We start from the raw sequence: 23,261 nt of genomic DNA on the forward strand, positions 1-23,261 counted from the left end.
GTTGTCGACGGCGGCGCCGGCGTCGGTGTCGGCTTGGATGCCGGGGACGCTCAGCGACAGGATCTGAATGTCGATGCCGTGCGCGTCCATCTCGGGAAGACGGTGCTCCTCAAAGTCACCCAGGCGTCGTCCCCAGTCCTTGACGTACTGGTCGCTGACCTGGATCTTCTGGGGCGACGAGGGTTGGCGCGAGAACAACTCCGGGATGATGAAAGCTTCTTCCAACGCGATGTAGGTCATGGCAGGGCTCCTTCGTCGTGCCTTGTGGTGGTGTGGCGGTGATCGGAGGCGGTAGGCAGGTCTCGGACAGACTGGCCCCGCTCTCAGGAACGATGCTGCTGGCCTCGGCGTCGGGCAGCCCGGGGCAGCGTTCAATGCTCTAGGGTCTGCCGTTCGCTGATCGGGACGGAGCGGAACCGAGAGCGGTGCCACGTCGCGTACGGTGAGCGGCGCCGATCCGTGCGTACCAGTCGATGAGTTCTGGTCTGTCGACGCTGCCAGGGTCGACCACGGTGCCCTGGGCGTCTCCGCGCAGCAGACGTTTCACGGGGACTTCGAGTTTCTTGCCGGTGCGGGTGTGCGGTATGCCGGGGGCCTGGATGATCTCGTCGGGGACGTGGCGGGGGGAGGCGCCGTGGCGTATGGCGTCGCGGATCTTCTCGCTCAGCACGGAATCGACGTCGATGCCGTCGGTGGTGGTGACGAACAGCGGCATCCAGTAGCCGCCGCCGTCCTGCTCGACCCCGACGACGAGGGCTTCCGCGATCTCCTCGAGCTGCTCCACCGGGCCGTAGATGTCGCTGCTTCCCATGCGTATGCCGTGACGGTTCAGCGTCGCGTCGGACCGGCCGTGCATGATCACCGAGCCGTGGTCGGTGATGGTTATCCAGTCGCCGTGCCGCCATACCCCCGGGTAGACGTCGAAGTAGGCGCCGCGGTAGCGCGAGCCGTCCGGGTCGTCCCAGAAGTACAGCGGCATCGACGGCATCGGCCGGAGCACCACCAGCTCCCCCACCTCGCCCCGCACCGGCATGCCGTCCGGGCCGAAGGCTTCCACGGCCACGCCCAGGCAGGGGGCGGACAGCTCACCGGCCCAGACCGGCGTGGTGGGTGCGGCGCCGAGGAACGCGGTGACCACGTCGGTGCCGCCACTGGTGCCCACTACCTGTGTCCGGGGCCCGAGCTCGCCTGCGACCCAGTGTTGCAGGTCGGCGGGGAACGCCGAGCCGGTGACCCCCAGGCGCTCGAGCGAGGCCGGATGGTGGTCGGCGAGCCGCACACCGGCCTTGCGGCACGCCGCCAGGTAGCCGGGGCTGGTGCCCAGGACGTTCACCTCCAGTCGGGCCGCGAGCCGCCAGAGCGCATCGGTGCCGGGATGGGCCGGGCTGCCCTCGTAACAGACGGCTGTGGCGCCCAGTAGCAGACCGGCCACCAGGACGTTCCACATCATCCAGCTCGGTGTGGTGTGCCAGAGCAAACGGTCCCCGGGGCGCAGGCCCAGGTGCAGGCCCAGGTTCTTGACCTGCTCGAGCACGACCCCGCCGTGCCCGTGCACGATGCCCTTCGGCCGTCCCGTCGTGCCCGAGGAGAACACGACCCACAGCGGGTGGTCGAACGGGACTGGTACGGGGGCCAGTTCGGCGTCGCGCTCGGTGAGCGCGGACCACGGGAGGGCACCGGGCACCGCCCCTGTCGCGTCCCCCACGGCGATGGTCGCCGTGAGGGTCGGCAGTGCGTCGCGCAGGGCTTGTACATCGGCGCGGCGGTCGATGTGCTTTCCGCCGTGGAGACAGCCGGTCGCGGCGATCAGCACGGTCGGCCGGAGCTGCGCGAACCGCGCTTCGGCCGCGGCGGCGGTGTAGTCCTGCCCGCACACCGCCCAGGTCGCGCCCAGGCCGGCGGTGGCGAGGAAGGCCACGACGGCCTGCACGCCGTTGGGGAGGTACCCCACCACCCGGTCGCCCATGCGCACGCCGAGTTCGGTGAGCGCCTGCGCGAGTGAGGCGACCTGACGGCGCAGTTCGTACCAGGTGATGGCCACCGCGTCGGTGTCCTCGGTCACCGTGATGACGGCGGTGTCGGTGCCGGTCCGGTCGCGGAAGACTTCGGCCGTGTAGTTCAGCGTGCTGCCGGGAAACCACACGCCTCCCGGCAGCGCCTCGGTCGCCAGCGCGGGGCCCGCCGGGCGCTCGGGCAGACGGAAGTAGTCCCACACCGCGGCCCAGAAGCCGTTCACGTCATCGACCGACCACGCCCACAGCGCGTGGTAGTCACCGCTCAGGTCGCGTCCGGCGCGGCGCGAGGCGAACCGCGCGAAGTCGGTGATCCGGGAGTGTTCGACGGCCTGTGGCGTCGGGGTCCAGTCCGGCTGCTTCGTGCTCACCCGGCCTCCCCCTCCTTCGTGCCCTCGAGCAGTGCGACCGTCGTGTGCACCGCCTTCGCGGCCAGGGCCTCGCCCAGAGGGAGGCCCTGGGTGTCGGCGAGGGTGACGAACAGCCGGTTCCCGCCGTCGCCGCAGCACGCGATCGGCAGCAGCGCCCCAGTGTCCACCGAGCTGACCAGCTCGTTCTCCCGGACCAGGGCGACGGCGTGTCCGGTGGTGGTGGCCACCCAGACGCCGTCTCGTGTCGGCCAGATGCCGTCCGGCCGGGCGTGGGCGCCGACCAGCTGGGCGAGGTCGGCGTAGGTGCGCCGGTCCGTGAGCGCCCCGTCGTCCGCGACGGTGAAGGCGGTCAGCCGTTGCCGGGTGGTCTCGGCGACGAGCAGGGTGCGACCGTCGTCGACGAGGGCCAGGCCGTTGGGGAACTCGACGTCTTCGGTGGCCACGCGTACCGACCCGTCCGCTGCGACGCGCACCAGCCGGCCAGGCCGTGGCGGCTCACCGGCGTGCGCGGCGAAGCCGACATCGTCCACGTAGAGGTTGCCGTGCGGGTCACCGACCATGTCGCCGAGCGGACCGGTGGCCACCGCGCTCAGGTCCGCGTAGGTGGCGAACTGCTCACCGGTCCACACTCCGATGCGCCGCTCATGCATCATGGCGCCGACCAGCCGCCCGTCCGGCAGGAACCACAAGCCATTGGGTACCGCGTCCAGCCGGATGCCCCGCCAGGGACCGTCGTGGTCGGTCCACAGCTCCCCGCCCTGTGTGTCGGACAGCCACAGCGCACCGCGCTGCCAGCGGGGGCCCTCCCCCCACCTCATCCCGGCCGCGTACTTCTTCACGCCCCCGCCTCCTGTGTCGATGCCATCCGCGCCAGGTCGTGGGTGGCCTGCTCCAGTTCCGCCGTATCGGTGGCCAGCGCGAAGGTGTAGCGGTCCGGACGGATGATCGCCGCGGCCGCCGAGTGGGCGGCCAGCCAGCAGTCGACGGCCGGTCCGGTCTCCGGGACGACCACGGCGTCCAGCCGGCGCCACATCTGCCGCACGTCCGCGGACACGGCGGAGGTCACCTCCGGGTTCCCGACAACGGTGAAGCCGTATCCGCTCGCATCGTCCAGCCTCTCCCCCCTCGCGCCGCGCGGCTGCGGGCTCAGCTGCCCGATGGCGCCGCCGGGCCGGGTGACCAGGCCCGGTCCCAGCAGCGGCCGGAACCTCTCGATCGTCCGCGATCCGTTCGGCTCGGGAACCGCGCCCGTACCGAGCGCTTCGATCAGGTTGGACTGCCGGGCGGATTCCTCGATGTAGGGGCGCACGTGCGGGGCGCGCTCACTTTCGTAGGTATCGAGCAGCGCCGAGGGGCTCTCGCCCTTCACGACGGCGGCGAGCTTCCATGCCAGGTTCGCGGCGTCGCGCAGCCCGGAGCACATGCCCTGGCCGAGCATAGGAGGCATCTGGTGTGCGGCGTCCCCGGCGAGCAGCAGGCGGTTGGACCGCCAGCCGCGCACGAGCCGGGCGTGCCACTAGTAGGTGTCGGTGCGCATGATCCGGTAGCTGCCCGGTTCCAGCCAGCGGCTCAGCAGCTCGTACACCGACTGCGGTCGTTCGAATTCTGCGGCGTCGTCCTCGTCGAGCAGCATGAACTCGAAACGGAGCATCGGCGGGAAGATCGGCAGGTAGGTCACGGGCCGCTTCCCCTGGCACAGGATGAATCCGCTGTCCGCCGGGAGCTGCGCGGGGTGTTCGAAGGGGTGGATGTCGACGATGAGGGAGCGCTGAGTGCCGTGGAGGTCCTCGACCTCAGCGTACATCGCCTGCCGGACGAAGGAGTTGGCGCCGTCCGAGCCGACGGCGTAACCGGCCGTGAGCGTGGTTTCGGCTCCGGTCGACCGCTCGAGCAGCGTCAGCCGCGCCGCTGTGTCATCTTGCTCAATCGCGCTGACCGTCCAGCCGAACCAGAGGTCCACGCCGGCGTCGGCCGCGAGCAGCCCCCGCAGCCGCGACTCGAAGTCCGGCTGGTGGAACTGGTAGTCGGTGCGCCAGCCCTGGTCCGACTCCTCCTCGGGCAGCATCTGCTGAAGGAAGGCCCGCCCGTCCTCCCGGTGCAGTGTCCAGGCGGTCTGGCGCAGAAACCGGTGTTCCATGTCCTGCGCGCCGAGGGTCTGCAGAAGGCGCATGGTCTCGTCGTCGAGATGAGTGGCGCGCGGATGATGGCAGACGAGCCGGTTGGGGTCGATGGCGGCGACCCGCAACCCCTTCATCGCCAGCAGCCGTGCGAGGGTCAGCCCCACCGGGCCGCAGCCGACGACGGCGACGTCGTAGGTGTCCATGGTGTGCTCTCTCATTGTGTGTGTCCGGCCGTCGGCTCCTTGGCGCGCGGCGCGGGAGCGGGACGGCCCTGGTTCCGTGGTGCTCGTCCGCCGGCAGCCAGGGTGAGGGCTGCGCCGAGGACGGCGGGGACGGCGAAGAGGATGAAGTTCCACCGGGGTTGGAGGCCGGCCGCGAGAATCCAGCCGCCGAGCGTGGGGCCGGCGATGGCGCCGATGCGGCCCACCCCGAGCGCGACGCCCACCGCGCTGGCCCTCGCGGTCACCGGGTAGGAACGCGAGATGTACACGTTGATCAGCCCCTGGACCCCGACCGCGCCGCAGCCGCCGACGATGACGAGGGCGTAGAGCACCGGCAGCGGAAGCTGGGTGCTCATGGCGACGATCGCCGCGGCTCCGAGGGCGAAGCAGGCCGTGATCGGCCCCCGTGATCCGGCACGGTCGGCCAGGAGCGACATGGCGAGCCCGCCGACGGTGGCGCCGAGGTTCAGCAGGACGAGGAAGGTCTGGGAGTCCTGCAACGGATGGTCCGCCGTCTGCATCAGCTGCGGCAACCAGGTGTTCACCCCGAAGATGAGCAGGAACGACAGGGCCGCCATGGCGCAGAACGTCACCGTGGTGCCGAGGTAGGGCGGCTTCAGCACGAGCCACACACCGCGGCGGTCGGGGACCGGGGCCGACGCGCTGACCGCCCGGTGGTACTCCGTCGACTCGGGCAGCCAGGCGAAGGCCATGGGCAGCAGAAGCAGACCGGCGATGCCGCCGACCAGGTACTCCAGATGAAAGCCGTGCCCAGTCAGCAGGGTGTTGGCGACAAGGGCCGCGAAGGAACCGCCGACGGCGGTCCCGCACTGCACGATCCCCGAGAACAGGTTCTTCCGCCTGGCCGGGGCGAGTTCGAAGATCAGTGGGCCCATCGCCGGATAGATGGCGCCGACACCGAGCCCGACGACGCAGCGGCCCGCGCCGAACAGCGACGGAACGGGGGCCACGGCGCAGGCGAACATCCCGGCGCTGACGATCCCGATACTGATCAGCGTCGTGCGGCGCCGGCCGAACCGGTCGGTGAACTGGCCGACCAGCAAGGAGCCGACGAGCATGCCGATGGGGGTGAGGCTGCCGAGCAGGCCGACGAAGGCAACGGAGAGGTGCCAGGGACGGTAGTCCAGAAGCAGCGGTGTCGTCGCTCCGAAGGCGACAAGGTCGAAACCCTCCAGTGTCATCACTGCCAGGCCGACGGCGAGTGCGGTGCCCGTCCGCGATGAAGGCCCCGGGGACGACCGGCCGCCCCGACGGGCCAACGCTGATGTGCTCAATGTTGCGACTCCGATCTCGGCGCTCTCACCCGTCGCGACCGCTGACCGCGGCGCTGCGGGAAAGGGCGGAGGTACTTCTGTGCGGCGCGCCGACGGCGGGTCGGCTCGAGGAGGGGCGGTCCGGGCGTCGCCGGTGTGAAGCGGGCAGAGCGTGCGGCGGGGCCGCGTGCCTCGCCGCGCTTCACGGTGACGGGGACGCTCAGTCGTTGACCGTGTGGGCGCCGGTCATCAGCGCGGCCAGGTCCTCGGGGGCGAGGAACGACGGCGGAGGCGGAGGTCCCCAGGCATAGAGTGCCTGCATGCCCTCGAAAGAGCGGGGCGTCCACAGTTGGTCGTCGACGATGCAGTCCATGTCGGCGTAGTACTCGCTGAAGTTGCCGGCCGGGTCCTTGAGGTACCAGAAGAAGTTCGACCCGATGTGGTGGCCGAGCCCCCACACATGACGTTCCGGGTGCTCGGTGAGCATGCGCGTGGCGCCCCGGCCCACCTCGTCGACATCCGTCACCTGCCACGAGGTGTGGTGCAGGAAGTTCAGTGGCGCCTGCTGCACCAGGACGTTGTGGTGGTCGGTGGAGCAGCGCAGGAACGCGGCCGTGCCGGGGACGACATCGCTGACCTTGAAACCGAGCCCTTCGGTGAAGAACCGCTGGGTCGACTTCTGCTCCACCGAACCGATGACGACGTGGCCCAGGGCCAGGGGCCGGACCGGGCCGGTGCGGGAGAGCACGGGTGCCCGGGTGCCGGCGCGGTCCAGGCGTCCGGGGCCGTTGTACGGGGTGGCCGCAACGGTGACCCGGGTCAGCCGGGGTGCGACACGGACCTCGACCGATACCCCGGCGACGGGTTCCCTGGTGCGCAGGGAGCCGGTGTCGCGTTCGCACGGCAGCTGGAGCCGGTCCAGGTTCGCGGCGATCCGGTCCAGGTCGTCGCCGTCGTCGGCGGCGACCGCCATTCCCAGCAGCCGCCGGACGGGAGAGTGCTCGAGGAAGAACTGCTCACCGCCCTCGACGGTGGCGAACCGTCCCGGTGCCACCTGCTCGAGTCCGAAGTCGACGTAGTAGTCGGCCGCCTCGGCCACATCCGGCACTCCGACGGTGAGTGACTGAAGCCTGTGCAAAGCCATGGGGTGCCCTTCTCTCAGGCGGCGACACAGGTCTGCCGGAGCTGTCCGATGCCCTCGATACGGGTGACGACCTCGTCTCCCGGCCGCAGGTAGCGCTGGGGGGTGCGGGCGTGCCCCACTCCTGAGGGGGTGCCGGTGAAGATCAGGTCGCCCGGCAGCAGCGGGCACACGGCGGACAGCCGTGCGATCAGTTCCGGGACCGGGAAGATCATCGAAGAGGTTCGTGACTTCTGGACGCTCTCCCCGTTGACGAGGCACTCGATCGCCAGGTCGTCCGGATCGGCGAACTCGTCGGCCGTGACCAGCACCGGGCCGGTCGGCGCGAATCCGGGGAAGGACTTGCCGAGAGAGAACTGCGGCACGGGGCCCACGGACTGCACATCGCGCTCGGAGTAGTCCTGCCCCACGGTCAGCCCGGCCACGTAGGACCAGGCGTCCCCGGCGGCAACGTGCTCCGCCCGGCGCCCCATCACCACCACCAGCTCGGCCTCCCAGTCAACGCGGCCGCCGGGCAGCCGCAGCTGCGTGTCGGGGCCGGTGAGGGACGTGGCGAACTTGGTGAAGACCGACGGGGACTCAGGCGCCGCCAGTCCGGCCTCCTCGGCGTGGTCGCGGTAGTTCAGCCCGATCGCGAACACCTGCCGCGGCGTCGGCGAGACGCTGCCGTCCGGCCCCGTCGGCGCCTGGACATCCACATCCTCCAGCTCAGCGGCCCAGGACCGGAACACGTCCCACTCCTCGAACACTGTCAGCGGATCAGCCGGGAACCGGCCCGCACTGGCCTGCTCGACATCGATCACCGCCTCTCCGGTCACCAGGCACATCCGTCCTGCTCTGGTCGTCGTCCGCATAGCGTGCTGCCTCCGGTCTTCCTGCTTCTGGACAACTGGAGTCAACGCCCTCCTCAGTCGACACGTCAATGAAATCTCGAGATTTTCTTAAAATAACTAGGTGCGCTAGAATCTGCGACATGGCGAATACCAGCTCCATGACGCGTGCCGAGGAGATCTACCAGCGGCTGCGCGCGGACATCCTCAACGGGCGACACGAACCCGGTTCACGTCTGCGCGTGGAGGCGCTGAAGGAGAAGTACGGCGCCAGCAGCGGGGTGCTGCGGGAGGCACTGCCCCGGCTGGTCGGCCAAGGGCTGGCGACCTTCGCGCCGCAGCAGGGGTTCCGGGTCGTCACCGTCTCACCCGAGCGCCTGGAGGAGCTGACCGAGGCCCGCGTGTTCATCGAGACCCACCTTGTCCGGGAGTCCGTCACCGCCGGCACCATCGAGTGGGAGTCCGATCTGCTCGCCGCACACCACCATCTCGCCCGCGTTCCCTTCTTCGGCGACGCCGGCGAAATCAACGAACGCTGGCTGAACGCCCACGCCCGCTTCCACAGCGTCCTGCTGGAGGGATGCTCCAACCGGCAACTGCGGGACATCGCCACACAGCTCCGCGAGGCAGCGGAGGTCTACCGCTGCTGGGCCCGCACGCCGACCGAGCACAGCAACCGCGATATCGCGGCAGAGCACAAGACCATCTGCGATCGCGCCATCGAACGGGACGTACCAGGCGTCGTCGAGGCGCTCAGCCAGCACATCAACATCACCACACACCTACTGCTCAACGACTACGGGCGGCGCGAGGAGGAAAGCAAGCAGGACCGCGGCCCCTCCTCCCCATGAGGCCCTGTAGTCCCAGCTCGGACACCAGGGAGCGAGTAACCCGCCGGTAGCTTTCAGGGCTTCGCGGCGGCGGTCTTCTTCGGCTGGCGGGGCACGGTCTTGGTCTTGTCTTGTCTTGTCGAGGTGTCCGTACACCGTGGAACGGGGCACGTTGAACATGTCGGCGATCTGCTGGACGGTCTTCTCCCGGGCGTCGTAGAGCTGCTGGGCGAGCTCAGCCTGGTCGGCTGTGAGCTTCGGCCGACGCCCGCCGACCCGGCCGCGGGCACGCGCGGAGGCGAGCCCGTCGTTCGTGTTCGCCACGATCGGCTCTCTCTGGAGCTCCGCGAGCACGCTGAGCATCCCGAACATGGCCCGGGCCTTCCATGGTTGCGGTGTCGATGCCCTGCTCGATGACGTGCAGCCCGATCCCGCGCTTGCGCAGCTCGGCGCCGAGGGTCACCAGGTGCAGCACGGAGCGGGAGAGCCGGTCGAGCCGGGTGACCTTCAACGTGTCGCCCTCGCGCATCAGCTGCATGACGAGATCGAGCTTGGGGCGGGAGGCTTTCGCCCCGCCGGCGACGTCGACGTGAATGTTGTCGCGGTCGACGCCGTTGCCCGCGTTGACCACATGCGTGCCCAGGCGCTGCCCGCCTGCGTGGTCGGCAACCGTCGCGACGCGCGTCGGGTCGCCCGTGATCGCGACGAGGTCGTCCAGCGAGCCGGAGGCCGCGGTGTCGAGCGCGATGTCGACGCCGTGCGGAGCGAGAGCGGAGAGGCGCTGCACGAGGCCGGGGCCGTAGGTGGTGGGAACGGCGCCGAGAGAGGTGAGGAACTCGTGGTTGCGTTCGCTGGCTGTCCCGATCACGGCGGCACCTTGTGCCACAGCGATCTCGACTGCCGCGCTGCCCACGCCTCCGGCGGCGCCCTCGACGAGAAGGGTGCGCCCCGCGACGGAGCCGAGCGCGTTCAGGCCACGCATCGCGGTCACGGACGCGAGACCGGCGCCCGCAGCCTGCTCATCGCTCCACGTGTCGGGGGCGTGGGCCCAGGCCGAGAGGATGACCAGCTCTGCGGTTGCGCCGGTGACACCGCCCAGCCCGAAGACGCGGTCGCCGCTGCTCACCCCTTGCACTCCGTCACCGATTTCGTCAACCACGCCGACGGCGTCGCGCCCGGGAATGGCGGGCAGCTCCAGGGGAAGCGGCTGGTGCAGGGCGCCGGTGCGCAGCTTCCAATCGATGGGATTGACGCTGGCCGCCGCGACGCGGACACGGATCTCACCGGGTCCGGGGTGGGGGTCGGGGGGCTGCTCGATCACCAGGCTCTCCGCTCCGCCGTATTCATGGAAGCGGGCCGCACGCATAATGTCCTGCCTTACCTTTATAGGTCGAAATGATGGTGTGCATTCGACGCCCGTTACGCTGGGTGCTGCTCATCTGGCGCACGGCAGCCGGGTCAGGTCCGCTGCCCATGCGACCGGTTGTGGGCGAGTACCGCGGTCTGTCCTGGTAACTCGCCCACAACTACGCGTTCATGTGCCGAAACGCTCGCATCGACCGTGCTGAGATCCCGGAGTGGGCCCCCGCATCATTTGCGCCAGAACAGGTGATGCGTCACGCCGCTTCGGCTGGGCACGACCTCGAGATGGAACCGGTCGAGCAGTTCATCGGGCGACTCCCAGAGGCGGAGGCCGGACCCGAGCTTCACCGGCGAGACCGCCACGTGCATGGTGTCGACGAGGCCGGCATCAAGGAACTGCCGGATGGTGGTGACTCCGCCGCCGAGTCGGACGTCCTTGCCCTGCGCTGCCGCCCGTGCCCGCTCCAGGACCGTGACCGGGTCACCGTCGACGAAGTGGAATGTGGTGTCGGAGAGCGTGATCGATGGACGCTTGTGGTGAGTCATGACGAAGACCGGGGTGTGGAACGGGGGCTCCTCGCCCCACCAGCCGCGCCAGTCATGGTCGTGCCAGGGTCCGCGCTGGGGGCCGAACTTGTTGCGGCCCATGATCTCGGCGCCGACGTTGCGTGCGAAGTCCCGCGTGAAGTAGTCGTCGAGGCCGCGGCTCCCTCCGGGGTCGGTGCGCATGGGCCAGCTCGCCGTGGCGCCGGCCCAGGCGAACAGTCTTTCGGGATTGGCGTAACCGAACGGGCTCTCGAGGCTCTGGTGCTCACCGGCACCGATCCCATTACTTGAGACGTTGAAGTTCATGACTCTCAGCAGCTGATCCACGTGTTCCCTCATCAGGTCCTGTCGCATCCTCGTGTGGCGAGGTGCCCCACATCAGGGCGTCGAACGGGAGGTGGCCGGATCGACAGCGGCCCGTGGCCTTTCCCCAAGGTGTGACCGGCACGACAGGTCACGTGTGTCGTTCGACGGCATCCCGGTGCCCGGGGGTGCGGCGTCCAGCCGGCAAGAGGCGGGCGGGTGGCGCTCTCGTCCGCCGGGGGGGCAGCCCATCAGGATGCGGCTTGAAAGGGGCGTCCGCCCCACAGGGTGCGGCTTGAAGGGGGCGTCCGCCCCCAGCGGATGCCCTTTCTCGCTGCGCACACGGGTGGGTTCCGTGCGCTGTGCGGTGAACAGCGTCCGGATGGCGGGCCTGGGCCTTGCGCCAGCGCAGGCAGGCGTGCAGGGGCCCGGGTCTGTGCGGGATGACTTGGATGGTGGGAGTTGGCCAGGTGGATGGTGGGAGTTGGCCAGGGTGAACTGCCGCAGCGGGCCGAAGTGCGCCTCGATCGGGTGGGGCCAGGAGACGTAGGTCGGGGTGAAGCTCAATCCGGGCCTTGTTCCTCTTCGCCCAGCGGCGGATAACCGGCGCCGGTGCGGGCGGAGAGGCTGTCCACGATGATGCAGATCTCAGCGCCGACGGGACGGGCGGCCCGGACCGACTCCAGTGCGGCCACGCTGTCGGCGATGCCCCTGGTGGCGCCGGTTGACACCCCCAGCCGGTCCCCGCCGGCGGAGCAGCAGCCATGGAAGCAGGCGACACCGTGGGTGCGGCGGTAGGTCGCCGGCAGCCGGCCGGGCCCACCCTGCTTGCCCTGCTTCCCCGGCAGGAGCCCACGGTGGGCCTGATCCCCAGCGGCCCGAACTCGTCGAAGGCGACGACCCGGCCCGGGAAGTGCTCCAGCACCTGTTTGCATACGGTCGAGTTCCGCAACGCCGCCGGGACCGGGGCCGGGGCCGGGCGGCCCCTTCCACGGCTTGGCGCGCTGGAAGGTGAAACCGCGGCGCAGTAACAGACGCCCATGACCGGCCCGGTGGACGGGGTCGAGCAGCGCGGACAGGTTGTGGGGGCCGGAGACAACCTCGCAGAGTTCCGTCGCCAGACCCCCGCGATGTAAAGGTCACTTGACACCCCCGGGATGTAAAGCTTACTTTCCATATATGCGGAACGAGGTACGTCAGCTGCGCATCGTCATGGGTCTCTCCCAGCAGGAGTTGGGGCGAGCGCTGGGCGTTTCCCGGCAGACAGTCAACGCCATCGAACAGTCTCGCTATGACCCATCACTGCCCCTGGCGATCCGTATGGCCCGGTACTTCGGCAAGACGGTTGAGGAGATCTTTCATGTCGACTGAACACAAGACAGAGACCACCCGCGGCCAGCGCTGGGCCGTTCCGGCCGTGGGGCTGGCCATGGGCGTCGTCTTCATCGCGATCTTCCTGGCCCGGCACGAACCCGGAATGGCTGCCGGCGGCTTCGTCATCATGGCCGCCTATGTGCTGATCCTCGTCATGGCATCGCGCCGGTCGGAGTCCGCCGCGCTGCTGCGCGGCCAGACCACGGACGAGCGCCGCCGAGCCATCAACCAGCGCGCGTCCGCGTTCACGCTGAACGTCCTCGTGCTGGTGCTGCTGGCCGGCTTCGTGACCGAACTGATCCGCGGGCACAGCGGCCACCCCTGGGATGTGCTGTGCGGGGCAGGCGGCGTGACCTACATCCTCGCCACCATCTACTTCTCGCGCCGCGGCTGACCGGCCTGCTCGCGGCTGACCGGCCCGCGGACGCTCTGGAGCGGCGACGGCCATGCCACCGCGGTGCTCACGGCGGTGGTGCCGGACTGCCGCGGCGCCCGATCCGCGCAGGGGGCAACGCGCACGCGAACAACGACGATCGGGCGCCGCAGCCAAGAGCTACCGCAGCTCGCCGCCCACCGCACGTCGATGTCCTGATCCGCCCGCCGGAAGACACCGACCGCCACGGCAGCGGTGGCGAGTACGGCCGGGTTCGCAGGCCAGGCCCCGCGAGCCCTCCACTCGGGCATGGATGCCGGCGCCGGTCAGCCACCGAGCGGTCCGCTGCACCACAGTGCGCGCGTACCGGCCGGCGCGAGCGGGGCCGGGCCCCCGGGGCCGAAGGACCTGATGCCCGGCCATGAGCGCCCGCCGGCCGCGGCTGCGGTCCGGTGCAGCGCCGGCCGCGCCACGGTCTCAATGAGTGAACACGGCCGCCCCGGAAGGCATGACGCCATCAACGGTGCCCCTGCAGCCCGTTCACACCCCACGCGACCGGCCCAGGCCCCCGAACGCAGCACCCGGGTCACCACGGGGTGCACCTGCGGCCCGGCACCGGTGCACTTGCGGCCCGGCACCGGAACGGCCCGCTCACGTTCTCGCAGCGGAACAGCGGACCGGGGACCAGCTCAACGATCTCAACGATGCGCTCCCGGGGAACCGCCCGGCCGGCGCCAGGGATCCGCGTGCCGCTGCGGACGGCCTCCGAGGAGGCCCGGCCACCCGGCGGCGCCCAGGTCAGCCCCAGAGGGAGAGCACCAGAACCAGGACGGCGACCGGGATCAGCAGCCACGGCCCGGCCACGACGAGGAACCCGGTGAAGATCAGGGCGAAATACGCCACTACCTCGACGGCGCGCCGTTTCGGCTGTCCTCGACCGCGACCAGACGGCCCTCCGCCCTTGGCCACAGCGAGGCGGTGGAAGGAGGCAAGGGCGTCACCCCCCGCACGGCGGCGGCGGGGCACGGAGCGCGGAATGGACGCGGCCACTCGAAGAGCTCACCGGCGCGGCGGCGGTGCGCAACGGCCCAGTGACCGGCCCGCGCAGCGCCGGCACACACGTCACCGAGCCGGCCACACAGGCGATCGCGCCGGTACGCCGGTCAGGCAACCTGGAGGCAACCTGACGGCGTGCGAGTCAGCCGGAAAGTTGCCCGCCCAGCGGGGATGCCTCCGCTCTACGCGCGGGGTGATGGGCGGCGCGGAGGCGCCGGCAGGGGCCGGTGCGGTACGGACCGGGGCCGCGGCCGCCGACAGCTGCCCCCATGACCGGCGGGATCCCGGACCGGGATCCCGCCCCCTTCACATGTCCGACCGCACGTGCCCCCGAAGGGCTCCGCCCAGCGTCAGGCTCCGCAGTCCGGTTGCGAACCGGTACGCCTCGGTTCGATTTACATAGCCTCGGAACCATGCCCTCCGCACCCGAATCGCTCCGACCCGGCCGCAGACGCAGCAAGAGCAGCCCCACCGCGATCCGCGCCGCGTGGTCCCAGTCGGCGTAGAACTCGCGCGTGAGGGGATCGAGGAAGATCATCCGCAGCAGGTTGTCGTACCGGGCGAAACCGCCGTACAGCTCACGCGCCATCGCGTCGGCCGCCAGCACGTCCTGCGCCGCAGCGGGCCGGCGAGTACAACCTGAACATTCACGCGGAGAGCCTCGGCATCTCGGACACCGGGGGCACCGAACCGGACGTGCGACGTTAATCGCATCCGGCTCTCCAGTGTCTTTTCTTTCTCATGAATTCTGGACGGCATGGATTATGACCATGCCGACTTCGACCGCACCACGAGGCCGTCACCTGCTCCGCGAAGACCTCCAGCAGACCTTCCGGCGCCTGGGTATGAGCTTTCACTGGCCGGACCTGCCCCGCTCGCTGGGACCGGCTGGGCGCAGGAGGTGCGCCGAGACGAGGTGCACGGCGGCGGCCAGGGCGGGGCCGGGGAGCGTGGCGAGGGAGTCGGTTCCGGCATTGATTCCGAGGTCGGCGAGTTGGACGGCGCCGGCCAGCACAAGCATCGGGTACAGGCCACACCTGGTGACGGCGAGCCAGGCCACCGCCGCGGCGATCAGCAGGGAGCGGACGCCGTACATCTCGGCGAAGAGTTCGGGACCTGCTCCCCCGGTGGCGCCCGGGAACGCCGCCGGGAGCGAGCAGGGCCAGCACGCCGAACGCCGCCGAACCGGCCGCCACCAGCACATTCACGAGACGGAGAATCCATTCGCGCCGAGAAGCATTCACGGTGTGAATCATTTTCTGGACGCTACCATCCCTGACATGGTGGAGAAAGAGGCGCGGTCGCCGGTGAACACCGTCACCTTCCGGCTCGGGGTGCTCGGCGCCTGGCAGGAGGCCCGCTACACCGAGCGGCTGGCCGGACTCGAGCTGAAGCCCAAGCACGTCGCCCTGCTCGGCGTTCTCCGGATCAAGGGGGCCGAGTCGCAGCTCGAGCTGGCCGGCGTGATGCGGGTGGCGCCCAGTCTGGTCGTCCAGCTCGCCGACCACCTCGAAGCGCTCGGCGCGATTGAACGCGTACGCGACCCCGCCGACCGCCGCCGGCAGCGCCTGACCCTCACCAAGGACGGCATCCGCCTGCTCAACGCGGCCGGCGACCTCGCCGAGGAGCTCGACGAAGAGCTGACGGCGCCGCTCGCCCCTGCGGACCGTGCGGCGCTCACCCGCATCCTCGAACGCCTGGCCGCCCACACCGGCATCCCGACCGAGTGATGAGGCGACGGGGCAGCCCTCGGCGGGGAGCACGACGGAGTTGGCGGCCGGGCCGGGGGCCGTCCTTGCCTGGCCCCTGTCCGGGCGATCATTCGCGGAGCCGGATGACCAGGGCTGCCGTTGCGGCGCCGACGCAGACGTAGCCGTGCCGGCTGCCACTACTGGGGCTCGTCCAGCTGCGGTTGTGTAGGGCGAACGCCGCGTGATGGCCGGCGGCTCTCGCGCCGACCTGTATGGCGACGTGTCGGGGTGTCAGCTGTGCGTACGCTGCTCGTCGTAGTGGGTACGGGCGGCTTCGACCGTGTCGAGGTGATCGACGACCCACCCCAGCATGGCTCGCAGTGGTGACTCGAGGCTCCGGCCCAGGCGGGTGATGCGGTACTCGATCGCCACCGGTTCCGTGGACAGCACCACTCGCTCTACCACGCCGTTGCGCTCCAGCCGCCGCAGGCACGCGGTCAACGACTTCGGTGTGACGGCGGGCAGGTGCTGGCGGAGCTCGCTGAAACGCCGAGAGCGGTCGCACAATGCATGCAGCACCAGCAGCGACCACTTGTCGAAAAGCTGGTCGAGCAGGCGGCGCCCCTCGTCATCGAGCTCCATCCCGGCCATGTCGGTTCCCTTCGTGATACCTGGTTCCTTTGAGGTATACCACCGCCACGAGATATACAGAAGATACCTAGTAAGCGCGGCCAGCGAAGGCGGAACTCATGACCCACGAATACTCGGCCCTCACGGTCTCCGTCACCGACGGTGTGGCCCAGGTCACCATCGACAACCCTCCGCTCAACCTCTTCGACTCCACCCTTCTGCTTGATCTGGACCGGCTCGCGGACTCGATGTCCGGCAACGATGACGTCCGGGTGATCGTTTTCGACAGCGCGGACCCGGACTTCTTCGTCGCCCACGGCGACATGACGATGGCCGACGACCCGGCCTCGTTCGGAGAACTCCCCATCGCGCTTGAGGAAGATCAGTCGCTGAACCCGATGATGCGGCTTCACGAGCGCATCCGTTCGCTGCCGCAAGTCACCATCGCCAAGCTGCGGGGGCTGGCACGTGGTGGCGGTGCGGAACTGCTGTCCGCAATGGACATGCGATTCGCGTCGCTCGAGCACGCCGGTCTGGGACAGATAGAGTGCGGGATGGGGATCATTCCTGGCGCGGGAGGCACCGCATACTTGCCCGGTCTCGTCGGCCGCGCACGGGCCCTGGAGATCATCCTCGGCTGGCAGCTGATCGATGCTACGACCGCGGAACGGATCGGATGGGTCAACCGGGCCGTGCCGAGCGCCGAACTCGACCACGTCGTCGACACCCTCGCCGCCCGCATAGCCGCTCTGCCGCACGGCGTCGCTCGCGCCGCGGTCGAAGCGGTCGACGCCGCGACGGAGTCCACCACTCATGGCCTGCAAAAGGCGAACGAGCTTTTCGGTCGCCTCTTCGCCGAACCCGTCGTAGGTCGTTTCACCAGGGCCGCACTGGCCGCCGGCGCACACACCCGCGACGGAGAACGCCGCCTCGAAGCCATCGTCGACAAGCTCACCTCCTAGGACTCCGTTAGGTCCTTGCGGATCTTGCGGTGTGGTGTCTGATGCGGGGTGTGGGCAGAGGCGGACGGCAGGTGGTGCAGATGCCGGTCCAGCAGTTCAGCAGGGCCTGGAGGGCGTCGAGGATCTGGTAGAGGGTGAGTCCGGTGTGTCGGCTTTTGGGGCCGGCCGTTGTTCGGTGAGGAAGGCATGGGCGGCGGTGACCAGGGTGGCGTGGTGGTGCCACCTCGCGGCCGTGAAACGGGACATCGCCGAGGTGCTGACCACCTCGCAGGACTGGTGGCCGGCCGACTTCGGCAACTACGGCCCGCTGATGATCCGTATGGCCTGGCACAGCGCGGGCACGTACCGGATCAGCGACGGCCGCGGTGGCGCCGGTGCCGGACAGCAGCGTTTCGCCCCCCTCAACAGCTGGCCGGACAACGCCAGCCTCGACAAGGCCCGCCGTCTGCTGTGGCCGGTCAAGAAGAAGTACGGCCAGAGCATCTCCTGGGCCGACCTCATGATTCTCACGGGCAATGTCGCCCTGGAGCAGATGGGCTTGACGACCTTCGGCTTCGGCGGTGGCCGTGCGGACGTCTGGGAGGCCGAGGAGGACGTCTACTGGGGCCCGGAGACCACCTGGCTCGGCGACCAGCGCTACACCGGCGACCGCGAGCTGGAGAACCCCCTCGGCGCCGTCCAGATGGGTCTCATCTACGTCAACCCGGAGGGCCCGAGCGGCAACCCGGACCCGATCGCCGCAGCCCGCGACATTCGTGAGACCTTCCGCCGGATGGCGATGAACGACGAGGAGACGGTCGCCCTGATCGCGGGCGGCCACACCTTCGGCAAGACCCACGGCGCGGGCCCGGCGGAGAACGTCGGCAACGACCCCGAGGCCGCTTCGATGGAGGAGCAGGGCCTCGGCTGGAAGAACTCCTTCGGTACCGGCAAGGGTGCGGACGCCATCACCTCCGGTCTGGAGGTCATCTGGACCACCACGCCCACCCAGTGGAGCAACGGCTTCTTCAAGAACCTCTTCGAGTACGAGTACGAGCTCACCCAGAGCCCGGCCGGTGCGAACCAGTGGGTGGCGAAGGACGCCGAGGCGATCATCCAAGCTGACCCACCGCGACATGGGCCCGAAGTCGCTGTATCTCGGCCCGGAGGTCCCGGAGGAGACCCTGCTGTGGCAGGACCCGCTGCCTCAGGCCGAGGGCGAGGTCATCGACGCCGGTGACATCGCGGCCCTCAAGGCCAAACTCCTCGACTCGGGCCTGACCGTCTCGCAGCTGGTCGCCACCGCGTGGGTGTCGGCCTCGACCTACCGCGGCAGCGACAGGCGCGGCGGCGCCAACGGCGCACGCATCCGCCTGGCTGGCTGCAACGCGGACAACGCCGACCGATCGCGCACGGAGAAGCGATGAAGGACTTCCAAGACCTGACCCAGTCTTCATAACGCCGCACGCGGGTGGCCTCAATTCCTCGTCGACTCCGCACGTGTCAACTACCCTCTCGGCGTGCGTAGCAGGCGCAGGCCGACGAGGCTTTGGAATGCCATCGCGGCCGCGGCCGTGGCGGCGGCCGCGAAGCCGCCGCCTGCCCCGAATGAGTCGATCGCCCAGCCAGCGACTGCCGCCGCGGCGGCCGAGCCCGCCGCACTGGCGGAGCCGAGCCAGGAGAACGCCTGGGTCAGGACGGCGTGGTGGACGGTCGACTCGGTGAGCACGGAGAAGAGCACCAGAAGGGGCTGGATCGTGGCACCGGTCACGACCACGGCCAGCCCAAGCCCGAACGGTGAGCCGACGGTGAGCAACAGCAACGTGGCGAGCGTCAGCGCGCTGGTCGCCGCCAGCAGTTGTACCGGGGGTGCGGCACGCCACCGGCGCAGCCCGTACAACCATCCGGCCAGCAGTCCACTGCAACTGGAGACGGCGAAGATCGGGACCGCGGCGCCCGTTGCATCGTGTTCCACCACGAAGGCGGTCACCGACACCTGCATGGCACCGAAGAAGACTCCGAGAGCGAGGTTGAGGCCCATCAGCACGAAGACTGCGCTGCACAGCAACGACCGATCCTTGCGGGTGTGCGCAGCGCTGTCGATCGTCGGTGGGGGCGCGCTGCCGCGCTGTGCCGCCAAGACCAGACCGCCGACCACCGACAAGGAGGCGGCCAGCACCGCCCCGACCACGGGATGTCCGGCCGCGGCGAGCGCGCTGACCAACGCCGGGCCCACGAGAAAGGCCACCGCGTTGCTGATCGACTCCAGTGCGAAAGCGGTGGGTAGTTCCGCTGCTCGGCCAGGGCGCAGTAGCGTCGCCCAGCGCGCCGCAGACATCGCGCTGAGCTGGGGAAAGCTGGCTCCGACCAGCGCACCGCCCAGAACCAGGAGGGGGGCGGGGGCATGTGCGGCGACCAGGGACATGAGGACGGCCACCGCAACGGCGTGGGCGAGCAGTGAGGGCGGCAGGACATGGGTCTGCCCGAACCGGTCCACAAGCCGGGCCAGTTGTGGCGCCACGAGCGCGTCGGTCACCGCGAACCCTCCGCTGACCAGGCCGGCTGCGGTGAAGGAGCCGGTCTGGTCGTGCACGAGCCAGACGATGCTGAGGCTGGTCATCGCAAGACCGACCCGTCCGAGCGATGCTGGCAAGAAGAAGGCTGCGGCGCCCGGGGTACGCAGCAGGGAACGATAGTTCGCCGATGGCACGGCGAGTCCATTTCGCTGCCCGGCGGGACGGCACGCCCAGATCGTCGGTGCCCGAATGTACCGACCCGTTGTTGCCGCCTGGAACCGTCCAGTGTTGGCGCGGAGAGGGGCACGCGCCCCGCACCGACTCCATCACCGGGCAGAATTCTCGATGTGCTGTTGATGGCTATGAATCGCGTAAATTCTCAGCCATCGGGGCCTGCGATGTCCATCACGCTGGAGATCGGGACCTTCCGACTCGGCCCCGCTCACGCGGAGGGCACGACTCAGCGGGCAGGATGCCGGTCTGCACCAGCGGCTCACCTCCGCTCGCGCGGAGGACACGAAGGATGCTCTCCGCGCGAGCGGAGGTGAGGCGGCCGCGATGGCACGCACCGGCCGTGGCCGCGAGACAAGTTCTCTCTGCGAGAGCGGAGAGGACCAGCAATCGGCCAAGCCCATGTGCATCACACCGCGCCCTGGCGCAGACCGGAAGAACATCCGACAGGCCCTCAGCGGCGTCCACACCACGGCGATGAACCTGCAGCGGCCGTACGGCAGCGCCTTCGAGGGGCTGCTGACGTATCTGGAGTGGGCCACGGAGTCCGCGCGGATGCTGCGCTCCCAGATCAGCGGCCGGGACCTCGACCAGCTCGTGTTCACCGACCGCTACCGGGATCTGCTGGGCAGCTGCGGCACCCTCGCCGGGACCGCCCAGCAGCGCCTCGTGAACGGCCTGGTCCAACTTGAGGTCGCCGAACGGATCGAGGCGTTCGAGGCGGCCGTGGCCGCGCTGGATACGCGGATCGGCCGATGGAGCCAGCGGGAGGTGTTCGTCGTGGCCGACTCCAGCTTCTACATCCAGAACGAGGTGAAGCTGGCCGTCGTCGGCCTGCCCGAGGTACTCGACGTGCCGCGCCGGCAGTTCGTGCGCCTGCTGTTCCCGATCGTGGTGGTCGACGAGCTGGACGACCTCAAGGACGCCAGCAAGCAGCGGGCCCGCTGGCGCGCCGCCCACACGCTAGGTCTCCTCGACGGGGTCCTCAACGGCGGCACCCACGGGGTCCTGCATGAGGGGGAACACACCGTTCGGGACGGCGAGACCCGGGGGCAGGCTCAACGTGGAGATCGTCCCCGATCCCCCGGCCACGTGCGCCTGGACCGCCCCGATGTCGAGATCATCGACCGGACGGTGGCCATCCAGGGCCCGGCCCGCCGCGACGTTCGGCTGCTGACGTGTGATGCGAGTCAGCACACTGCCGCAGCGGCGGTCGGCTCTGGTGAGTCGGTGGAGGTGGTCATGGTCCCGGCGGCCTACGCGGCCGGCCACCTCGTGGGCGCCGACCTGGCCACCTGGGGTCAGTCGGAGGGACGGCACAACCGGCTGATGATGGTCGGCCGCACCATTCGGTCTGCACTTCGACGGGCCGGAGTGCAGATCCCCGTCGGCCGTCTCGGCTCTGCGATCGACCCGAAACGGCCGACCATCTACGAGCTCGCGGACGATCCTACGATCTGCAAAGGCCGTCGGCGTGGCCTCCGCAGCACTGGTCACGCACCGAGATCCTTGGCGTCGCCGCGAAGAAGGCCATCCTGCCCGCCACCAGGGCGCTGGTCGCCTCCCAGACCGGCCGTGTCCACGCCGCCCTCGGCGACGAGCGCCGTGCCGAGCGGCACCTGGCAACTGCCGACGCACTGGTCGCGGACGGCCTCGGCGATGTGCCGGATGGAGCGGGGCTGCTCTGCGCGCGAGGTGTCCGTGGTGTCCACGTGTCGTTGTGCCTCCTTCCGGGCTGAAGGCCGGGCTGTGTGCCCGTGGCGACTCCTGTCCCGACCGCAGGCCAAGCGCGGACACTCCTGATGATGACGGGAAAAAGATGGCCCTGATGATGGCCAAATGATTGATTCGGGGTCTTCAGTAAACCCCTGCCACCGACCTAGCGTTGCGAGCACGTTAACGGCCTGGCCGTTGGCCCTGCGGGCCCGCGTGAGACGCCCCGCACGGCCTTGTTCTGATGACTTCCCGAAGGGAGAGGGCGATGGCGCCCGTGGAGTTGTTGATCGGAAGCCGGTGGCAGGCGGTCCGGGAGACCGGGCAGACCCGAGAGGTCAGGTCACCGTTCGACGGCTCGACGGTGGGCACCGTGGCGCTCGCCGGAACCGAGGACGTCGAGACGGCCCTCGCCGCGGCGGAGCGCGGAGCGGCGGTCTGGCGCCGTACGCCCGGCCACGAGCGGATGCGCATCCTGCTGCGTGCCGCGGAACTGGCCGACGAGCGGGCCCCGAAGATCGCGCAGACCATCAGCGCGGAGTCCGGCAAGACCATCACCGAAGCCACCGGCGAGGCGGCGCGCTCCGGCGACCTGATCCGCCTGGCCGCCTTCGAGGGGACCCAGCTCTACGGCGAGACGCTCCCGCTGGACGCCAATCGCGGCACCGGACAGGACAAGGTCGGCTTCACCCTGCGCCAGCCCTGCGGCGTCGTCGTGGCCATAACGCCGTTCAACTACCCGGCCCTGCTGGTCCTGCACAAACTCGCCCCGGCCCTGGCCGCCGGCAACTCGGTCGTCCTGAAGCCCGCCACCAGCACCCCTCTGACCGCCCTCGCACTCGCCGAGTGCTTCGTGGACGCGGGCCTGCCGGAGGGCGTGCTCTCGGTGCTCGTGGGCTCCGGCGGGGTGCTCGGCGACGCCCTGGTCACCGACCCCCGCGTCCGGAAGATCTCCTTCACCGGCTCGACGGCCACCGGCGAGCACATCTCCCGCGTGGCCGGTGTGAAGAAGCTGTCCCTGGAGCTGGGCGCCTCCTGCCCGGTCGTGGTCCTGCCCGACGCCGATATCGAGGCCGCCGCGAGCGCGGTCGCCGCCGGCGGGTACGTCAACGCCGGACAGGTCTGCATATCCGTCCAGCGGGTGATCACGCACCCGGCCGTCACCGGCGACTTCCTGGACGCCCTGGTCCCCAAGGTCCAGGCCATCCGCACCGGCGACCCCTCCTCCCCGGACACCACGATGGGCGCCCTCATCACCGCCGCGGAGGCAGAGCGGGTCGAGCAGGCCATCGCCCGGGCCGGCGCTGACGGGGCGCGGGTGCTGACCGGTGGCGAGCGCGACGGAGCGGTGGTGCTGCCCGCCGTCGTCGCCGACGTCGACCCGCAATCACCTTTCAGCCAGCAGGAGTTGTTCGGACCGGCGGTCGCCGTGAGCTCGGCGGAGGACTGGGAGTCCGCCATCGCCCAGGCCAACGGCACCGCCTACGGCCTCGGCGCGGGCATCTTCACCTCCGACGTCGCCGGAGCGGTCCGCGCCATCCGGGAGATCGACGCCGGTTCCGTCCACATCAACTGGACACCGCTGTGGCGTGCCGACCTCATGCCGTACGGCGGCCTGAAGGGCAGCGGCTACGGCAAGGAGGGCCCACGCGCCGCCGTCAGCGAGATGACCGAGGTCAAAACCATCGTGCTGCACGGCCGCCCCTGGTGACCCGGCCGCCCTCTC

At 69.9% G+C, this 23,261-nt stretch carries 22 protein-coding genes and 3 pseudogenes; 8 read left to right on the plus strand and 17 right to left on the minus strand.

Annotation, left to right across the window (positions count from 1 at the left end; all coding sequences use genetic code 11):
• From GWI24_RS03200 to GWI24_RS03235, 8 genes and pseudogenes are all read right to left on the minus strand, one after another.
• Positions 1-240: pseudogene (locus GWI24_RS03200) on the minus strand (amidohydrolase); the annotation flags it as partial.
• Positions 241-379: 139 nt separating this feature from the next.
• Positions 380-2,383 carry an acetoacetate--CoA ligase gene (locus GWI24_RS03205; protein ID WP_210944368.1) on the minus strand — a complete coding sequence of 668 codons (2,004 nt, stop codon included), beginning with the start codon at positions 2,381-2,383 and terminating at the stop codon, positions 380-382.
• The gene (locus GWI24_RS03210) at positions 2,380-3,222 is read right to left on the minus strand and encodes an SMP-30/gluconolactonase/LRE family protein (protein ID WP_210944369.1); all 843 of its coding nucleotides are present in this window, start codon (positions 3,220-3,222) and stop codon (positions 2,380-2,382) included. The genes GWI24_RS03205 and GWI24_RS03210 overlap by 4 nt, the downstream gene beginning before the upstream one ends.
• Positions 3,219-3,884 (minus strand): FAD-dependent monooxygenase, encoded by a 666-nt coding sequence (locus tag GWI24_RS03215; RefSeq protein WP_210944370.1) that lies wholly within the window; start codon positions 3,882-3,884, stop codon positions 3,219-3,221. The genes GWI24_RS03210 and GWI24_RS03215 overlap by 4 nt, the downstream gene beginning before the upstream one ends.
• A 15-nt stretch (positions 3,885-3,899) precedes the next feature.
• A complete protein-coding gene (locus tag GWI24_RS03220; protein WP_210944371.1) occupies positions 3,900-4,706 on the minus strand; it encodes an FAD-dependent monooxygenase in 807 nt (268 codons plus the stop codon).
• An 11-nt stretch (positions 4,707-4,717) separates the two neighbouring features.
• The gene (locus GWI24_RS03225) at positions 4,718-5,926 is read right to left on the minus strand and encodes an MFS transporter (protein ID WP_247615811.1); all 1,209 of its coding nucleotides are present in this window, start codon (positions 5,924-5,926) and stop codon (positions 4,718-4,720) included.
• A gap of 292 nt (positions 5,927-6,218) precedes the next feature.
• Positions 6,219-7,142, minus strand: a complete 924-nt coding sequence (locus GWI24_RS03230; RefSeq protein WP_210944373.1) for a VOC family protein — start codon at positions 7,140-7,142, stop codon at positions 6,219-6,221.
• A 14-nt stretch (positions 7,143-7,156) separates the two neighbouring features.
• Complete coding sequence (locus GWI24_RS03235) at positions 7,157-7,993, minus strand: fumarylacetoacetate hydrolase family protein (protein WP_210944374.1); 837 nt, start codon at positions 7,991-7,993, stop codon at positions 7,157-7,159.
• A 119-nt stretch (positions 7,994-8,112) separates the two neighbouring features.
• Between GWI24_RS03235 and GWI24_RS03240 the strand changes: the two genes are divergently transcribed.
• A complete protein-coding gene (locus GWI24_RS03240; RefSeq protein WP_210944375.1) occupies positions 8,113-8,820 on the plus strand; it encodes a GntR family transcriptional regulator in 708 nt (235 codons plus the stop codon).
• Here the strand turns inward: GWI24_RS03240 and GWI24_RS03245 are convergent.
• From GWI24_RS03245 to GWI24_RS03260, 5 genes and pseudogenes are all read right to left on the minus strand, one after another.
• Positions 8,752-9,153, minus strand: coding sequence for a helix-turn-helix domain-containing protein (locus tag GWI24_RS03245; RefSeq protein ID WP_308343404.1), 402 nt, complete (start codon positions 9,151-9,153; stop codon positions 8,752-8,754). The genes GWI24_RS03240 and GWI24_RS03245 overlap by 69 nt on opposite strands.
• Entirely contained in the window at positions 9,035-9,430 is a 396-nt protein-coding gene (locus GWI24_RS46475; RefSeq protein WP_308343417.1) for a recombinase family protein, read from the minus strand. Before GWI24_RS46475 ends, GWI24_RS03245 begins: the two co-directional genes overlap by 119 nt.
• Positions 9,413-10,165 (minus strand): annotated as a pseudogene (locus tag GWI24_RS03250) (NADP-dependent oxidoreductase); the annotation flags it as partial. The gene GWI24_RS46475 and the pseudogene GWI24_RS03250, both read right to left, overlap by 18 nt.
• Positions 10,166-10,389: 224 nt before the next feature.
• On the minus strand, positions 10,390-11,034 hold the full coding sequence (locus tag GWI24_RS03255) for a dihydrofolate reductase family protein (protein ID WP_210944413.1): 645 nt from the start codon (positions 11,032-11,034) through the stop codon (positions 10,390-10,392).
• Positions 11,035-11,573: 539 nt separating this feature from the next.
• A complete protein-coding gene (locus GWI24_RS03260; protein ID WP_210944376.1) occupies positions 11,574-11,741 on the minus strand; it encodes a hypothetical protein in 168 nt (55 codons plus the stop codon).
• A gap of 448 nt (positions 11,742-12,189) precedes the next feature.
• Between GWI24_RS03260 and GWI24_RS03265 the strand changes: the two genes are divergently transcribed.
• Together GWI24_RS03265 and GWI24_RS03270 are read left to right on the plus strand one after the other, a co-directional pair.
• Entirely contained in the window at positions 12,190-12,381 is a 192-nt protein-coding gene (locus GWI24_RS03265) for a helix-turn-helix transcriptional regulator (RefSeq protein WP_210944377.1), read from the plus strand.
• On the plus strand, positions 12,371-12,778 hold the full coding sequence (locus tag GWI24_RS03270; RefSeq protein WP_210944378.1) for a DUF2178 domain-containing protein: 408 nt from the start codon (positions 12,371-12,373) through the stop codon (positions 12,776-12,778). The genes GWI24_RS03265 and GWI24_RS03270 overlap by 11 nt, the downstream gene beginning before the upstream one ends.
• Positions 12,779-13,955: 1,177 nt before the next feature.
• Here GWI24_RS03270 and GWI24_RS44815 read toward each other — a convergent pair.
• Positions 13,956-14,402, minus strand: a complete 447-nt coding sequence (locus GWI24_RS44815) for a hypothetical protein (RefSeq protein ID WP_374103266.1) — start codon at positions 14,400-14,402, stop codon at positions 13,956-13,958.
• Between the two features lie 264 nt (positions 14,403-14,666).
• Positions 14,667-15,017 (minus strand): hypothetical protein, encoded by a 351-nt coding sequence (locus tag GWI24_RS03280; RefSeq protein ID WP_210944379.1) that lies wholly within the window; start codon positions 15,015-15,017, stop codon positions 14,667-14,669.
• Between the two features lie 76 nt (positions 15,018-15,093).
• On the opposite strand from GWI24_RS03280, the gene GWI24_RS03285 reads away from it, so the two are divergent.
• On the plus strand, positions 15,094-15,543 hold the full coding sequence (locus GWI24_RS03285; protein ID WP_210944380.1) for a MarR family winged helix-turn-helix transcriptional regulator: 450 nt from the start codon (positions 15,094-15,096) through the stop codon (positions 15,541-15,543).
• A gap of 252 nt (positions 15,544-15,795) precedes the next feature.
• On the opposite strand, the gene GWI24_RS03290 is transcribed toward GWI24_RS03285, so the two are convergent.
• Positions 15,796-16,146, minus strand: coding sequence for a winged helix-turn-helix transcriptional regulator (locus GWI24_RS03290; RefSeq protein WP_374103267.1), 351 nt, complete (start codon positions 16,144-16,146; stop codon positions 15,796-15,798).
• Positions 16,147-16,253: 107 nt separating this feature from the next.
• Between GWI24_RS03290 and GWI24_RS03295 the strand changes: the two genes are divergently transcribed.
• Both GWI24_RS03295 and GWI24_RS03300 read left to right on the plus strand, forming a co-directional pair.
• The gene (locus tag GWI24_RS03295) at positions 16,254-17,096 is read left to right on the plus strand and encodes an enoyl-CoA hydratase/isomerase family protein (protein ID WP_210944382.1); all 843 of its coding nucleotides are present in this window, start codon (positions 16,254-16,256) and stop codon (positions 17,094-17,096) included.
• 223 nt (positions 17,097-17,319) lie between these two features.
• Positions 17,320-18,451 (plus strand): annotated as a pseudogene (locus GWI24_RS03300) (peroxidase family protein); the annotation flags it as partial.
• 131 nt (positions 18,452-18,582) lie between these two features.
• On the opposite strand, the gene GWI24_RS03305 reads toward GWI24_RS03300, so the two are convergent.
• A complete protein-coding gene (locus GWI24_RS03305) occupies positions 18,583-19,785 on the minus strand; it encodes an MFS transporter (protein ID WP_210944383.1) in 1,203 nt (400 codons plus the stop codon).
• 514 nt (positions 19,786-20,299) lie between these two features.
• Here GWI24_RS03305 and GWI24_RS44820 point away from each other — a divergent pair.
• Positions 20,300-21,625 (plus strand): PIN domain-containing protein, encoded by a 1,326-nt coding sequence (locus GWI24_RS44820; protein ID WP_247615814.1) that lies wholly within the window; start codon positions 20,300-20,302, stop codon positions 21,623-21,625.
• A 178-nt stretch (positions 21,626-21,803) separates the two neighbouring features.
• The gene (locus GWI24_RS03315; RefSeq protein ID WP_210944384.1) at positions 21,804-23,246 is read left to right on the plus strand and encodes an aldehyde dehydrogenase family protein; all 1,443 of its coding nucleotides are present in this window, start codon (positions 21,804-21,806) and stop codon (positions 23,244-23,246) included.
• The last annotated feature ends 15 nt before the right edge of the window (positions 23,247-23,261 follow it).

The sequence above is a fragment of the Streptomyces sp. MK37H genome, assembly GCF_018035285.1.
In the GTDB taxonomy this organism is placed as follows: domain Bacteria; phylum Actinomycetota; class Actinomycetes; order Streptomycetales; family Streptomycetaceae; genus Streptomyces; species Streptomyces endocoffeicus.